The sequence below is a fragment of the Adhaeribacter arboris genome (assembly GCF_003023845.1).
In the GTDB taxonomy this organism is placed as follows: Bacteria; Bacteroidota; Bacteroidia; order Cytophagales; family Hymenobacteraceae; genus Adhaeribacter; species Adhaeribacter arboris.
The window spans coordinates 4,343,471-4,358,016 of record NZ_PYFT01000001.1; the positions used below are offsets into that span (position 1 = coordinate 4,343,471).

The following is a 14,546-nucleotide window of genomic DNA, read 5'->3' on the forward strand; positions in this document are numbered from 1 at the left end:
CCTGTACTTGAATAAAATTCTAAATTTTACCGTAAGTCTGGCCTTAATAGATTTTTAGATTGAATTATTTTGGAAGCCCTGCAACGAAAAGTAGATTGAACGGACTCTTAATAATATATTAGTTTAACAATAATGCCTTGCACAAATGTTGAAAATATAACGAAAGCAACAAGGTCTCGAAACTTCTTAATATATTTAGTGTTCAGATTAAGCGGGTATGAAGCGAATTTTTACTCTTTTCAGCGGCTTGGCGCTAAGTTGCTTTTCTTTTTTATCGGTTGCACAAACGCGAATAAATAACCCCATCGCCTTGCCGGCCCGGATGAGCAGTCAGCCCGTTACCGATAAAAGCCTGCAGTTTGTTCAAAATAAAAATCAATGGCCGGCGGCCGTACGTTTTGCCGCCAACTTGCCCGATGGCCGGATTTTCCTGAAAGAAAATGGCTTGGTGTATAATTTTGTAGATGGCTCCCAACTTCCGCAACACCACGGCGAACAAGTGGCGTTAAAAAGTAATCCAACCCCAGGTAAAGCCAAAGGACACGCGTACCAGGTTACTTTTTTAAATGCAATTAAAACAAACGTGCAAATAAATGGTGCGGACGAGCGGCCCGGCCTCCGGAACTACTATATTGGTAAAGATCCGAAAAAATGGGCTTCCGGGGTTAAAAGCTTTGGCGAAGTAACCTACCAGGATTTATATCCGGGAGTGAATATGCACCTTTACCAGAAAGGCAACCATTTAAAATATGAATTCCTGCTGCAGCCCCGTGCTAATCCAAATCAAATCCAACTACAATACGATGGCGCCGAAGTAAGACTACACGCCAGTGGCGACTTGCAAATTAAAACATCGGTTACTACTATTCTGGAGCGTAAACCAATAGCTTTCCAAACTATAAACGGGCAACGGCGCGAAATAGAATGCCGGTTTAAATTAAATGGCAAGGTACTTTCGTTTGAATTTCCGGCCGGTTATAACCAAGATGTTCCATTACTTATCGACCCGGAATTAATTTTTTCGTCGTACAGTGGCTCCACGGCTGATAATTGGGGTTTCACGGCTACTTACGATCAAGCAGGTAATATGTATTCTGGCGGTATTACCAACGAGGTCGGGTTTCCTACTACAATGGGAGCATACGATTCCACGTGGAACGGCAACGCCGATGGGAGCGATACGCCGGACGGTGGCTGGGATATCGCCGTACTTAAATTTAATCCGGCTGCCAGCGGCGCAGCTTCGCTGGTATATGCCACGTATTTGGGAGGCAGCCGGGCCGATATTCCTAGCAGCTTAATAGTAAACAGCCAGAATGAATTAATGATTTTAGGCACTACCAGTTCCGCAGATTTTCCTGTAACAACCGGAACTGTAGGTTCTTCTTTTAAAGGAGGCACTAGCATTAGTCCTTTAGGAGACAGAGGTGGCATTACCTATAGCCAGGGTTCCGATTTAATAATTAGTCGCTTGAGTGCCGATGGTACCGCCTTAATTGCTTCTACGTTTATGGGCGGCTCGCAAAACGATGGCTTACTGGAACGTACGGCTGAGCTTACCCGCAATTACGGTGATCAGTTCCGGAGCGATATTATTACCGATGCGGCTGATAATGTTTACGTCGTTTCTTCCACCGCCTCCGCCGACTTTCCGGTCAAAAATGCTTTTCAGCCTAATACTGGTGGCCAGACGGACGCGGTTTTATTTAAATTAGATGCCAATTTAAGCAACGTTGTGTGGAGTACGTATTTGGGTGGTTCCCGAGCCGATGCCGCTTATTCTATTCAACTCGAACCAACTACTAACAATATATTTATCTGCGGTGGTACCAGTAGCCCTACTTTACCCAGCGTTGCGGGCGCCTACCGCCCGGTTTTCCTGGGAGGCCTCGCCGATGGGTTTGTAGCTAAAATCAGTAACGATGGCCAGCAATTACAACGGGTATCCTACCTGGGCACTAACGATTTCGACCAGGCTTATTTTGTGCAGTTAGACGGGGCCGGCGACGTATATTTATTAGGTCAAACTTTAGGTAATTACCCGGTTACGCGGGGAGTTTATACCGTACGCAACGGTCGCCAGTTTATTCATAAACTAAACAACAACTTAACGGCTTCTGTTTTCTCAACCGTTTTTGGCAGCAACGACAATCCTGCTGTGCCCAATATCTCGCCAACGGCTTTTCTGGTAGATGACTGCAACCGGATTTATGCCTGCGGATGGGGCGGAGGAGCCAACGAACCTTACGACAATGGCACTACCGATGGCTTAGCAGTAACGGCTAATGCTTATCAGCGTACTACTGATGGTCAGGATTTTTATTTAATGTTACTGTCGCGCGATGCTGCTTCTTTAGAATATGCAACGTTTATAGGCGGCTCACAGGGTTCGGCTCAATCCGGCGAACATGTAGATGGTGGTACCAGCCGGTTTGATAAACGTGGTTTTGTGTACCAGGCGGTTTGCGGCGGTTGCGGGGCTATTTCTTTGTTTCCTACTACGCCAAATGTATGGTCTAATACCAACCAATCTAACAACTGCAACAATGCAGCTTTTAAGTTTGATTTTAATATAGTACAAGCCAGGGCCGGCGATAGTGAATCCGTTTGCTCTAATGCGGCACCTATTCAATTAACCGGGTTTTCTCCGGCCGGTGGCATTTGGTCCGGACCAGGCGTAACCCCCGATGGAGTATTTACGCCAAGTAATGAGTTAATAGGAGCACAGACTATAAATTATACCGTAGCAAATGGCAGTTGCGTTAGCACCGGCACTAAAATTATTACCGTAGTTGCGGTGCCGGAAGCTACTTTTGTTGGTTTGCCGCCTAAAATCTGCCTTCCTGGTGGTCCGGTTACTTTACTACCCACTCCTGCCGGCGGTACTTTTAGCGGCTCCGGCGTTACCGGAGATACATTCAATCCGGCTTTGGCGGGCATTGGCACCCATACTATTACGTACACTTTAGGTAATGCAACCGGTTGTGCCTCGATTAGTACGCAACAAATTGTGGTAGGCGAGACACCAATAGTAGTAGCCGGTCCGGATGCCCGGATTTGTTCCGGCTCCTCTCCTATTCAATTAACTGGTTTTTCCCCAGTTGGTGGCACCTGGTCCGGAACGGGCGTAAATCCAACGGGCCTTTTCACTCCCACGCAATCCATGACGGGCACTTACATTCTTACTTACACCGTTACCGCCAATAATTGTACCGCTTCGGCCACCAGAACCATTGTTATTGATTCTACCAGTCCGTTTACCCAAGGTCCTGATCAAGTTGTTTGCGCCGATAGCGCTCCTTTTATGATTACCGATGCCACGCCTCCCGGGGGTACCTGGTCGGGGCCGGGAGTTAGTTCGAATGGTTTATTCACTCCGGGTCCACAAGTAGTGGGCACCAACGTACTTACGTATTCGGTAACAGTTGGAGCTTGCAGCGGTATCAGCACTAAAATTATTACGGTTGCTCCAGCCCCCGAAATAAAGGCTGGCGCCGAGCCCACGGAATGCGGCACGCCGACGTCTATTCAAGGCTACGCCCCTTTTACCGCTAAATTTACCAATTCTACTACCGGCGCTACCGGTTATCTCTGGGACTTTGGGGATGGCACTACCTCTACGGAAGCAACTCCCAGCCACGTGTATACCCAAGATGGCAATTATCGGGTAATCCTCACCGTATTCTTTAGTAGTAGCTGCCAGATTACCCGCGAAGTAGTTTCGGTGCTTACCGATAAAAAACAACTCATCCCCAATATCTTTACACCGAACGGCGATGGTAAAAATGACACCTTTGTGCCCCGTGTTACCTGTTTGCCCGCCGACTTAAAAGTATTTAACCGTTGGGGCCAGGTAGTGTACAATCAAAAAAATTACCAGAACACCTGGGATGGCAATGGCTTACCCGAAGGCATTTATTATTATCATTTAACCAATAACAAAGGCAATAACTGGAAGGGTTGGGTAGAAATTGTGCGCTAAGGTTTAAGTTAAAGCATTTTAATTCAGAAAGTATACAGTAAGTTGATAAAAATGATTGTCCTTACCTTTCTAAAGAGTACGCAAAAGTTTCAGGTGAACTAGTACAAGTTATCCGGAACTTATAACAAAAAGGTTTTCTACATCCAATCGCTAACCAAAGAGAGCAGTACGCCGGCTAGAGTAGCCAGTAATTTGCGGCGGTTAAAATGGTGTTCGGGACTAGTTTCGAACAGAATAGTGGTAGAGATATGCAGGAAGTTTCCGGCTACTAAACCAGTTAATATAGTATACACCGTACTGGTTTGTACCTGGTCGTGGAGTACATAATTACTAAACCACAAACCTAAGGGCGAGGCAATAGCAAAAAAACTTAAATAAAAGAAAGCTTTCTTATAGTTATGCAGCCGCGAAACTAAAATGGACATTAGCGCAAAAGCCGCCGGTATATGGTGAATGGCAATGCCCGCTAAAATGCGGTAAAAATTTCCGAAAACCTCATCGTGGTGCTTATGACCCAGGTGTTCCCCACCCTGAACAAGAATACTACCCTCCAGAAACGAGTGAATCATCAGCGAAAACAGAAGTAAATAGGGAATAGTATCGGTTTGCTTTTCGTGGTGGTGCATGTGGCCATGCTCAATACCTTGCGAAAATATTTCTAAAACGAGTTGCAGAAAAAAACCAGCTAAAATATAGTACCCCACTGCGTGCGGATCAGGAGCTGTTAGCAGTACATCGGGCAATACGTGAATTACCGTTAGAGTAAATAAATACGCGCCACTAAAGGCTAAAATTAACTTAAGCCATTTCTGGTTATGCTGCGGAAAAAACTGCACCAAGCCACCCGAAAATAATACGGTAAGGAATAAAATAATACTGGCCAGAAGCATGCCGCTGCGTTGCGTTATTTTTTAAGAATAAAGATCATCCGTTCACTGGTTTCCGGATGATAAGGTTCCAGATTATATGACCCAAATACATTTACCATCCGCAAACTGGTCATCCGGAAATACTCCATAAAATGGTCGTAGGTAAGTGCCCGTACTTTTTCGTAAAACGTGTGCGACTGCCCCGCATCGGTTACATTAATGGTTTTTACGATATAACCTTTTTCTACCTTACGGCTGATTTTAAACTGTACTCCTTCTATTATTTTTTCTTCGTTGTGTACTAAGTGCTGGATAGTACGGTTGGTATTCATAAAATCTATCACCAGTTTCCCTCCGGGTTTTATGGCCGATACCGTAGAACGTAAAGCTACCACGTTTTCCGTTTCAGAATTAAAATAGCCAAACCGGGTAAAAAGATTTAAAATGAGATCGTAGTAAGCCGTCCGGAAAATATCGCGCATGTCGTGCTGGTAAAAGTGCAGCGTTTCCTTCTCAAACTGCTTCGCAAAAGAGATATTCTTTGCCGAATAATCGAGCCCGGTAACGTTAAATCCTTTCTGATTCAGGAACAAGGCGTGCTGGCCTTTGCCGCACCCCATATCCAAAAGCCTATAAGTACGTTTTGTTTGTAAATGTCCGATTAAGTTATTAATAAAAGTTTGGGCTTCCTTTACATCGTAGTTTTTATACAGAATATCGTAATACGGGGAATCAAACCAGGTGCTGAACCATTCTTCCTCTTGCTGATGCATGGGTTTAATTTATGTAAATGGCCGCAAAGGTAAGGGTTATTTTACAAATCAAGCTCATGAAAAATTAAAATTACCCCTAATGCTCCTTCTACAGTTATAGCAGTTATTAAGGGACACTACTGTAATTAAATATTTTTTAGTAATTCTGATTCCATATTAAGGACAATCACCTATAGTCAAGAGAGAGCCTATTTTCCCGTCTATAAATTCATTAGGCATGATTACAATGTAGTACTTCTATGAAAAATTAAATAGAAAACATTCACACAGCGGTAAGTAAAAAATAAAAAAGACAGGTAGAAATACCTGTCTTTTTACCGTTTAATTATTTCCCAAACCTATAAAGCCGTTGAATCGGCAAGTGTAGTACCTTTAAAATCCGGATTCTTCACTAAATCCATGGTACAAACCGGGCATTTACCCGGCGTATTACTGGCGCTGCCTTCGCACTTCATCGGACAAATATAGGCGAATTGAGCGGTGCTAGCCGAATCCGGAACGGTACTAGTTTCAGCAGCCTCGGTGGCAGAACTCTTTTCGGAACCTGTATTATTACAAGCCCCTAAAAAACTGCTGCCCACTAAAAATACAGCCAAAGCAATATTTTTTAATTTCATGTTTTAAGATACGTCTAACTATTCATGGTTTTCTACTGCGTCTTTTTGAGTAGTTTTAGTTGAATCCACTGCTTGTTCCTTGGAGTTATCCAGCGATTGGTTGGAGTGCTCGTCATGGTTTAGCATAACGTCCTCACGAGGATTATCGTGCTCACTATTATCCGCAGCATTATCTAAATTACCGGAAGTACGGCTTCCTGGCGGAACTTGGTCCACGGAAACTTTATTTTCTGGCCGTAAATCCGAAGGTTCGCTGCTGCAGGCCACTAACCACGAAGTACCCAAAGCAAGGGCTAAAGTAAGAGCTTTTGTTGTCATTTATTTCTTAATCTGTTGAGTATAATGTCAATTCTATTATTTGCTAAAACGATACTTTAAAAGAATAGATACTTATAATGAGGAATATTTACGAAAGTCGCCCGGTTATTATCTCTCTGGCAGTAAAACTTAAACAGCCTCACTAGGCAATCAGGTTTTTGCGCTTTAAGTAAGCATCCATCATTTTCAAGTCGTTAGGACCTGAAAATATCCGAAAAGGCAGGTGAATAAATTGAGCTTTTGATAACGAAAGAAAGTAAGCATCGTTGGTCTTTTTAGCGCTTTTAATCATTTCCCACGCTACTGGCATTCCTTGCTTTTCGTTTATCTTCATCAAAATCTGGCGCCCATCAATCTCATAGGCCATCTTCTCGAAGATTATCTTATTTTGTTCTAATTGAGTAACACCGGTAAACTGTACGGCCCAAAACAGCAAATAAAGGACTACAATTAAAATAGCCCCGGAAATAAACCACCACGAAGGCCAGATAAAAGCCAGGCAAGCAACCGCAATTGGCCCAATAATGTACCACCATTGCTTGCGCAATAAGTCTAACATAGCCATTTTAATGTACGTACTTGTTTCTAACTTGTACTTTTTAGTTTTAATAATCACGCGTTGGGTAATTAAAAATTAAATTTTATAAAACGGCACAAAAGTAGACAAAATTTACCTTGTTAAAAAAACCATATTCTATTTTTACCAAATACTTAGCGGCTTTTTGTTTTCTTTTGAAATAAATTATTTCCTTGCTTTCAGGCTTATATCCATGCTCCGGACAGAATGAGTAAGCGCCCCTACCGAGATAAAATCTACCCCGGTAGCGGCAACCGCCGCAATTGTCTCCTTGGTGATACCTCCGGATGCCTCGGTAATAAAGCGTCCGTTAATAAGTTGCACCGCTTCCCGCAATTGATCTGGGGTCATGTTATCCAGCATAATGCGGTCTATCCCGCCCGTTTCTAATACCTGTTGTACTTCTTGCAAACTACGCGTTTCCACTTCTATTTTTAACTGCCGGTTCGTTCGTTGCAAGTATTCCTGGGTAGCGGTAATTGCTTGCTTAATACCGCCCGCGTAATCTACGTGGTTGTCTTTTAAAATAATCATATCAAAAAGGCCATACCGATGATTTACTCCCCCACCAATAAGTACCGCCCACTTTTCCATCATTCTAAAGTTAGGGGTAGTTTTGCGGGTATCCAGCAAGCGGGCGTTCGTTCCGGCAATAAGCTGATTTAACTGGTGCGTATAAGTAGCAATACCGCTCATACGCTGCATGCAATTTAAAACCAGGCGTTCCGCGGTTAAAATCGCCTGGGCTTTACCTGTAACAATAAACGCTACATCGCCGGGCTTAACCGCAACGCCATCCCTTAAAAACACGTCTACTTGCAAAGAAGAATCTACCTGGCGGATAATTTCCTGCGCCAGTTCTACTCCCGCCAGTACACCCGTACCTTTTATTAATAATTGTGCCTCATTTTGGGCACTAGCCGGAATAGCCGCCAGCGAGGAATGGTCACCGTCGCCGACATCTTCGGCTAATGCTTGCTTAATAAATTGTTCTAAGTTTTCGTCGGTTATATAAGATGGTCTCACGAATCAGTTATTAAGTTAAGGTTGCAAATTACTGGTTAATTTGGTTCAAATTCCGGAAAGTTACTCGACTAAATAATTTCGCACTTTATAATTAATAGTCCTTACGCCCTAATTTCTTTTTAAGATTAATTTGGCTCCCCTTTAACGCAAAATTTACTGCCAATGAAATATTTTTGACACAAAAAAAGCGCGGACTTTCGTTCCGCGCTTACTCATAAGCATTTTAATTTATCTAATCACTCATAGTCGGTGGACTATAAACTTAAACTGTAATCTAACTATTCCTTCGTAAACTCAATGGTATCAATCAAATTAGCTCCTCTAAATTGTTTTATATACACCATTACCCGGTAAGAGCCCCCGTTATATTTATACTTCATAATTTCGTAGGTCAAACCTTGATCGGAGGAACCATTGTGTAAGCGTTCTAAGCCGGTTGGGGCTTGTTTACTAAAGAAGTCACGGAGCACAAATTCGGCCTGAGTCTGACTATAAGTAGATTTATTACCATCAATTCCTATCTCAACAGAAGTATTAAAATATTGCGCTAATTCTTTGGAATCTCCATTGCCGAGTGCTGCTCGAACGCCACTCAGCACATCGTCCTGTGCGTATACTTGACCCGTAAATACCCAAGAGGTAACTACAAAAGTCATTATAGTCAGAACTAATTTAATCGTCTTCATAAATATTGTAAAGTAATCTGCTGGCCTAAGTGCGAAAATTGTGCCAAGGTGCTTTCGGTAACTAATTGTATTATTCGGATTTTAGTTCGGCAAGTTAACAAAAATTATACATTTTAATACAGAATATTATCTTTGCAACATGAACAAAAAGGTTATTTTAATAATTCTGGATGGCTGGGGCATTGCTACCGATCCACGGGTATCCGCCGTAGACCAGGCCCGTACCCCGTTTGTTAACTCACTATACGAACGCTTTCCGCACGCTAAATTAGAAGCATCCGGTGAAGCTGTAGGTTTGCCGGAAGGCCAGATGGGGAATTCTGAGGTGGGCCACATGAATATTGGAGCGGGCCGGGTGATTTATCAGGATCTAGTTAAAATAAATGTTTCTATCCGGGAGCATGAATTAGAAAAAATGCCGGTATTAGCCGAAGCTCTGGAATACGCCCAAACCCAGAATAAAAAATTGCATTTTATGGGCCTTGTTTCCGATGGCGGCGTCCACTCGCACCTAGATCATTTAAAAGCCTTATGTTCCATTGCCGCCGAAAAAGGTTTAAAGCAGGTTTACGTGCATGCTTTTACGGATGGTCGCGATACAGACCCGAAAGGTGGAGTGGGCTATTTGCAAAATTTGGAGGCCCACATGGCGCAAACTACCGGCGAACTAGCTTCCATTATAGGTCGTTACTACGCCATGGATCGGGATAACCGTTGGGAACGAGTAAAAGAAGCCTACGATTTAATGGTGCATGGTATTGGTCAGATTACGACTAATCCTATTGCTGCCCTGCAAGATTCTTATGCAGCCGGGGTTACCGACGAATTTGTAAAACCTATCGTGAAAGTAGATACCGGCGGCAAACCTGTAGCAATTATCGAAGAAGGCGACGTAGTATTGTGTTTTAATTTCCGGACCGACCGTGGCCGCGAAATTACGCAGGCTTTAACCCAACGCGATTTTCATGAGCAAAATATGCACAAACTCAACCTGTATTATCTGACGCTTACTAATTACGACGATAGTTTTGTAGGAGTAAAACCCATTTTTGATAAAGACAATTTAAATAATACCTTAGGCGAAGTAGTAGCTAACGCCGGTAAAACGCAAATCCGGATTGCCGAAACCGAAAAATACCCGCACGTTACCTTTTTCTTTTCGGGTGGCCGGGAAGCAGTTTTTAATGGTGAAAAGCGTTTAATGTGCGCTTCGCCTAAAGTTGCCACCTACGACTTAAAACCAGAAATGAGCGCCTATGAACTCCGCGATACAATTGTGCCGGAACTCCGCGAGAAAACGGCTGACTTTATCTGTTTGAACTTTGCCAATCCCGACATGGTTGGCCACACTGGTGTATTTGAAGCGGCCGTTAAAGCCGTAGAAACCGTAGACCAATGTGCCGAAACTGTGGTAACTACTGCCTTAGCCAGTGATTATGCCTGTATTATTATTGCCGATCATGGTAATGCCGAAATGATGATTAACCCGGATGGCACCCCTAATACCGCACATACTACTAACCTGGTACCGTTTATTCTAGCATCAAATGATTACCAGGGTTCCTTACAAAACGGCAGGTTAGGCGATTTAGCCCCGACTATTCTGGAATTAATGGGTATACCCCAGCCACCTGACATGACTGGGCATTCGTTATTACAACACGCTTAATTTTTTATTTTGGCTCGTTATTTAATTTATAGTATGCTGGTTGGACTAGGATGGTTGAGCAGTTGCAACAACCATCCTTCTGCACCCGCGCGTTCGCCAAGGGTTGTCTCCCCGTATTTTAATTTGAGTGAATTTATTTCTGGCCAAATAAAGCAATTGCAGGCAACCCATGCTAAAGTAGAAAAAACGGTAACCACCAAGCCAGGAGCTCCGGAAACCAAAGTACTACCTGATGTAGATTGGACACAAGAATTAGAAACTTTTAACCAAGCAGATATTAACAAGCCTGCGCTGCGGGCCGCGTACGAAATAACCAAATCAACTACTCCCGATAACCAGATTAAAACTACTTACCGCAAACGTCCCGGCTACCGCGATGCTACCGTAGAATACCTGGAAGTGAGCGTTTCACCTGAACAACAAGTAACCCAAATTATCGGTAAATACCGCGAAGACAATTACCTGGTATCGTCGGCAAAAGATTTCTCCCTCACTTGCGCTCCTGTAAATGGCCAGAATCAAATAATGACTTACCAAATCAACGGCACGCAAAAAACTATTTTCTTTGCCCCTCTCCATTACCAGGTTCAAGCTAAAATCCGATAGCTGGCGGTTAAATATCTTTAAATTATACTTTTCTTCTGGCTGCCTTTAACAACTACTTTAATCTAATCCGGTAATGGGGCTTGCTATAATTTCAAAATAATTTGTTACTTTCGGCTAACACGTTTGTGCCAATTATAACCACCAACTTTTAAAAAGCCATGACTAACAGTTCGGTATCTCGGGAGCCCGTTAAAAGCCCGGCCAAAGCAAATGCCAATTATCTGCGTTCTATTGTTATTATCGGAGCGTTATTTTTTATTTTTGGTTTTGTTACCTGGCTAAATTCCGTTTTAATTCCTTATTTAAAAATTGCCTGCGAGCTCAATAACTTCGAATCGTACCTGGTAGCTTTTGCTTTTTACATTTCCTATTTGGTTATGGCTATTCCGTCGGCGTGGGTACTTAAATTAACTGGGTTTAAAAAAGGCATGTCGGTGGGTTTATTAATTATGGCAGTGGGAGCGGCTACGTTTATTCCGGCGGCTATGACAAGGCAATACGCTTTATTTTTACTCGGTTTATTTATTCAGGGTACAGGGTTAGCTATTCTGCAAACGGCTTCTAACCCTTACATAACTATTCTGGGGCCGTTAGAAAGCGCCGCTAAACGGATTAGTATAATGGGAATCTGCAATAAAGTAGCGGGGGCTTTAGCTCCTATTATTTTAGGAGCCATTGTGTTGCAAGATGCGGATGCACTTAGTGCCCGTGTCCGGAGCATGGATGCCGTGCAAAAAGCAGCCGAATTAAATGAATTAGCGGCCCGGGTAATTACTCCTTATCTTATTATGGTAGGAGTATTAATTGTTTTGGCGGTTATGATTTATTTTTCTGGCTTACCCGAAGTAGATACTGACCAGGAAGATGAAACTGTAGCCGCGGCGAATGTGCGCAAAACCAGTGTATTTCAATTTCCGCATTTATTGTTAGGCGTTCTTACCTTTTTCTTGTATGTGGGGGTAGAAGTAATGGCCGGTGATACCGTTATCAGCTACGCGAATAATTACCAGCAAATTCCCCTTACCGTAGCTAAATTCTTTACCACGTATACGCTTATCGCTATGATTGTGGGTTACATTGTAGGCATTATTTGTATTCCGAAGTATTTTACGCAGGATAAAGCGCTTAAAGTATGCGCTATAATTGGGGTAATATTTTCTTTAGCGGCCATTTTTACCAGTGGGTTTGTGTCCGTACTCTTTATTTCGTTGCTGGGCTTAGCTAACTCCCTTATGTGGCCGGCTCTTTGGCCTTTGGCTTTAGCAGATTTAGGTCGGTTTACGAAAATAGGCTCTTCTTATATTATAATGGCTATTTCCGGCGGAGCTATTATTCCTTTGCTTTACGGTAAACTAGGCGATATTATCAACTTACAGCAAGCTTACTGGATTATGGTACCGTGTTACTTGTTTATCTGGTACTACGCGGTTGCTGGTCACAAAATACGAAGCTAGTTTTAAAACAAGTAAACTTTAAAAGCCTGGTATAAAGCCGGGCTTTTGTATAATTACCACACTGGCTGAAGGAATAAAATGCTGGGCTTTTACAATTTTCAAACGAAAATCTAATAGTTTATCGTTATATTCATTCAGGTCATACGCTTTACCTGAATTAGCGTATGAATGTTTAAATTACCATCTGTTTTGAAATTTATTCTATTGCGGGCAAATATCTACGTTTGTATTATCTGGCTACTCCTGGTAGTTGGCTCGGTTAAGGCGCAACCAGCAAAACCGCGTCCTCGTTGTGCCACCAACGAAGTAACGCAACGGCTTCAGCAACTTCATCCGAATTTACTCAACCAGATGCAAAAAGTGAAGGTGCACGCCCAAACCTACCAACAGCAAAAAAGTAAGGCTCGTTTGCAACAACCCGTAACGGTAGTGCCGGTAGTATTTCACGTGGTATACCATAATAGCCGGGAAAATGTATCCACCGAACAGTTGCTCTCGCAGCTAGAAGTATTGAACGAAGATTATCGTCACCAAAACGCGGATTCGGCGCAAACCTTACCTCAATTTAAAAAATTGGCTGCCGACACCCGGATTCAGTTTTGTTTAGCAACCCGCGACCCGAATGGAAATGCTACTACGGGTATTACGCGGAAGTTTACTTCCAGCGCCGAATTTGACATAGATGATGCCGTTAAATTTTCGGCTTTCTCGGGTCAGAATGCCTGGGACAGTGAACGGTACTTAAATATTTGGGTATGTAATTTATCTGGTCAATCTCTAGGTTACTCGCAGTACCCGGGCGGACCCGCCGAAACGGATGGAGTGGTGCTGGATTATACTACCATTGGCCGGGCACCGGCAAACCCATTTGCCTCGCTTTATAACTTAGGCCGTACCGGTACGCACGAAATTGGGCATTGGCTAGGCTTGCAGCATATCTGGGGACCTAACGATACGGGTTGCGACGATTCCGATGATATTGCCGATACTCCTAATCAGGATAAGGCTTCCAATGGCTGCCCAACGGGAATGGTAACATCCTGTAATAATAATCCGACGGGTAATATGTACCAAAATTACCTGGATTATACCGATGATGCCTGCATGAATTTATTTACGCAAGACCAGGCCGAGTACATGCAAAGCATTTTAAGTACCGTGCGCCAAAATATATTAACTACTGCGGTGGTGTGTAGCAACCCCCTAACCGCCAATTTTGAAGTATCCGATACCATTATTGTAGCCGGAACTACCGTGCAATTTCAGGATGCCAGCATTGGCGTACGCGCGAACGAATGGGCCTGGATTTTTGAAGGAGGTAATGTAACTACTTCTACGGAGCAGAACCCTACCGTCCGGTACGATCAGCCAGGTACTTACACAGTTTCGCTTACAGCCAGCTTTAATTCCGTAACCGATGCAGTTACTAAAACCCAATACATTCGGGTAACCGGCCCGGAGGCCATTATCTATCCTAATCCGGCTCAGCAGCAACTTTCCATAGAAGCCCCGGCCAGTAAAAAATTACAGAAAATTCAAATAATTAATAGCGTAGGGCAAGTAATTCTAACGCAAACCGTTCAGGTGAATTTTGTAACACTATCCTTACCGAACGTTGCTAATGGTATTTACTACTGTCGGTTGTGGTACCAAGACGGATCCTTTGATATTAAAAAATTAGTAATAGCCCGATAATTTATTTTAAAAATTTAAATTTACTCGGGTTCTGCTCCTTCTAAAGCCTTGGAATCTGTAATTTTCAAAGCTCAACGGAACAATTACTTAATAAAAATGTTATTTGCTTGCATAAGCCGCAATATTTTGGCGGCTTTCTTAAAAAAATAAATCTAAGCTGCTGAAAGTTCGTAACATACTTATATATTTACGGCACCAAACAAGACAATGAACAAAAACGCCTCTTCTTCTGCCAACTTCTGCAAATCCATGGCATGCTGTGGTATCTGTTGTA

12 protein-coding genes are annotated in these 14,546 nt (G+C 43.1%); 5 read left to right on the plus strand and 7 right to left on the minus strand.

Annotation, left to right across the window (positions count from 1 at the left end; genetic code table 11):
- The first annotated feature begins 217 nt into the window (after window positions 1–217).
- Entirely contained in the window at window positions 218–3,982 is a 3,765-nt protein-coding gene (locus tag AHMF7605_RS17695; protein ID WP_106931384.1) for a DUF7948 domain-containing protein, read from the plus strand.
- Between the two features lie 137 nt (window positions 3,983–4,119).
- Here AHMF7605_RS17695 and AHMF7605_RS17700 read toward each other — a convergent pair whose 3' ends face one another.
- The 7 genes from AHMF7605_RS17700 to AHMF7605_RS17730 all read right to left on the minus strand — a co-directional run bounded on the left by AHMF7605_RS17700 (window position 4,120) and on the right by AHMF7605_RS17730 (window position 8,848).
- Entirely contained in the window at window positions 4,120–4,872 is a 753-nt protein-coding gene (locus AHMF7605_RS17700) for a ZIP family metal transporter (protein WP_106931385.1), read from the minus strand.
- 14 nt (window positions 4,873–4,886) lie between these two features.
- Window positions 4,887–5,624 (minus strand): class I SAM-dependent methyltransferase, encoded by a 738-nt coding sequence (locus AHMF7605_RS17705; RefSeq protein WP_106931386.1) that lies wholly within the window; start codon window positions 5,622–5,624, stop codon window positions 4,887–4,889.
- Window positions 5,625–5,962: 338 nt separating this feature from the next.
- Window positions 5,963–6,241: a heavy metal-binding domain-containing protein gene (locus AHMF7605_RS17710; protein ID WP_106931387.1), complete on the minus strand. Its 279-nt coding sequence runs from the start codon at window positions 6,239–6,241 to the stop codon at window positions 5,963–5,965.
- Window positions 6,242–6,259: 18 nt separating this feature from the next.
- Complete coding sequence (locus AHMF7605_RS17715) at window positions 6,260–6,559, minus strand: hypothetical protein (protein WP_106931388.1); 300 nt, start codon at window positions 6,557–6,559, stop codon at window positions 6,260–6,262.
- A gap of 142 nt (window positions 6,560–6,701) precedes the next feature.
- Window positions 6,702–7,175, minus strand: a complete 474-nt coding sequence (locus AHMF7605_RS17720; RefSeq protein WP_106931389.1) for a YcxB family protein — start codon at window positions 7,173–7,175, stop codon at window positions 6,702–6,704.
- A 126-nt stretch (window positions 7,176–7,301) separates the two neighbouring features.
- The gene (gene nadC, locus AHMF7605_RS17725; protein ID WP_106931390.1) at window positions 7,302–8,162 is read right to left on the minus strand and encodes a carboxylating nicotinate-nucleotide diphosphorylase; all 861 of its coding nucleotides are present in this window, start codon (window positions 8,160–8,162) and stop codon (window positions 7,302–7,304) included.
- Window positions 8,163–8,440: 278 nt separating this feature from the next.
- On the minus strand, window positions 8,441–8,848 hold the full coding sequence (locus AHMF7605_RS17730; RefSeq protein ID WP_106931391.1) for a DUF4783 domain-containing protein: 408 nt from the start codon (window positions 8,846–8,848) through the stop codon (window positions 8,441–8,443).
- A gap of 139 nt (window positions 8,849–8,987) precedes the next feature.
- Between AHMF7605_RS17730 and gpmI the strand changes: the two genes are divergently transcribed.
- The 4 genes from gpmI (at window position 8,988) to AHMF7605_RS17750 (ending at window position 14,272) form a co-directional block, all read left to right on the plus strand.
- A complete protein-coding gene (gene gpmI, locus AHMF7605_RS17735) occupies window positions 8,988–10,517 on the plus strand; it encodes a 2,3-bisphosphoglycerate-independent phosphoglycerate mutase (RefSeq protein ID WP_106931392.1) in 1,530 nt (509 codons plus the stop codon).
- 33 nt (window positions 10,518–10,550) lie between these two features.
- Window positions 10,551–11,123: a hypothetical protein gene (locus tag AHMF7605_RS17740; protein ID WP_146153615.1), complete on the plus strand. Its 573-nt coding sequence runs from the start codon at window positions 10,551–10,553 to the stop codon at window positions 11,121–11,123.
- A 158-nt stretch (window positions 11,124–11,281) separates the two neighbouring features.
- Window positions 11,282–12,577: a sugar MFS transporter gene (locus tag AHMF7605_RS17745; protein WP_106931394.1), complete on the plus strand. Its 1,296-nt coding sequence runs from the start codon at window positions 11,282–11,284 to the stop codon at window positions 12,575–12,577.
- 189 nt (window positions 12,578–12,766) lie between these two features.
- Window positions 12,767–14,272, plus strand: coding sequence for a M43 family zinc metalloprotease (locus AHMF7605_RS17750; protein ID WP_158267550.1), 1,506 nt, complete (start codon window positions 12,767–12,769; stop codon window positions 14,270–14,272).
- Window positions 14,273–14,546 lie beyond the last annotated feature (274 nt).

Bases quoted from the DNA above. Each gene is read 5' to 3' on its own strand.
- AHMF7605_RS17705 (WP_106931386.1), bottom strand. From the start codon at position 5,624: ATGCATCAGCAAGAGGAAGAATGGTTCAGCACCTGGTTTGATTCCCCG.
- gpmI (WP_106931392.1), top strand. From the start codon at position 8,988: ATGAACAAAAAGGTTATTTTAATAATTCTGGATGGCTGGGGCATTGCT.
- AHMF7605_RS17710 (WP_106931387.1), bottom strand. From the start codon at position 6,241: ATGAAATTAAAAAATATTGCTTTGGCTGTATTTTTAGTGGGCAGCAGT.
- AHMF7605_RS17700 (WP_106931385.1), bottom strand. From the start codon at position 4,872: ATGCTTCTGGCCAGTATTATTTTATTCCTTACCGTATTATTTTCGGGT.
- AHMF7605_RS17740 (WP_146153615.1), top strand. From the start codon at position 10,551: ATGCTGGTTGGACTAGGATGGTTGAGCAGTTGCAACAACCATCCTTCT.
- AHMF7605_RS17730 (WP_106931391.1), bottom strand. From the start codon at position 8,848: ATGAAGACGATTAAATTAGTTCTGACTATAATGACTTTTGTAGTTACC.
- AHMF7605_RS17695 (WP_106931384.1), top strand. From the start codon at position 218: ATGAAGCGAATTTTTACTCTTTTCAGCGGCTTGGCGCTAAGTTGCTTT.
- AHMF7605_RS17745 (WP_106931394.1), top strand. From the start codon at position 11,282: ATGACTAACAGTTCGGTATCTCGGGAGCCCGTTAAAAGCCCGGCCAAA.
- AHMF7605_RS17715 (WP_106931388.1), bottom strand. From the start codon at position 6,559: ATGACAACAAAAGCTCTTACTTTAGCCCTTGCTTTGGGTACTTCGTGG.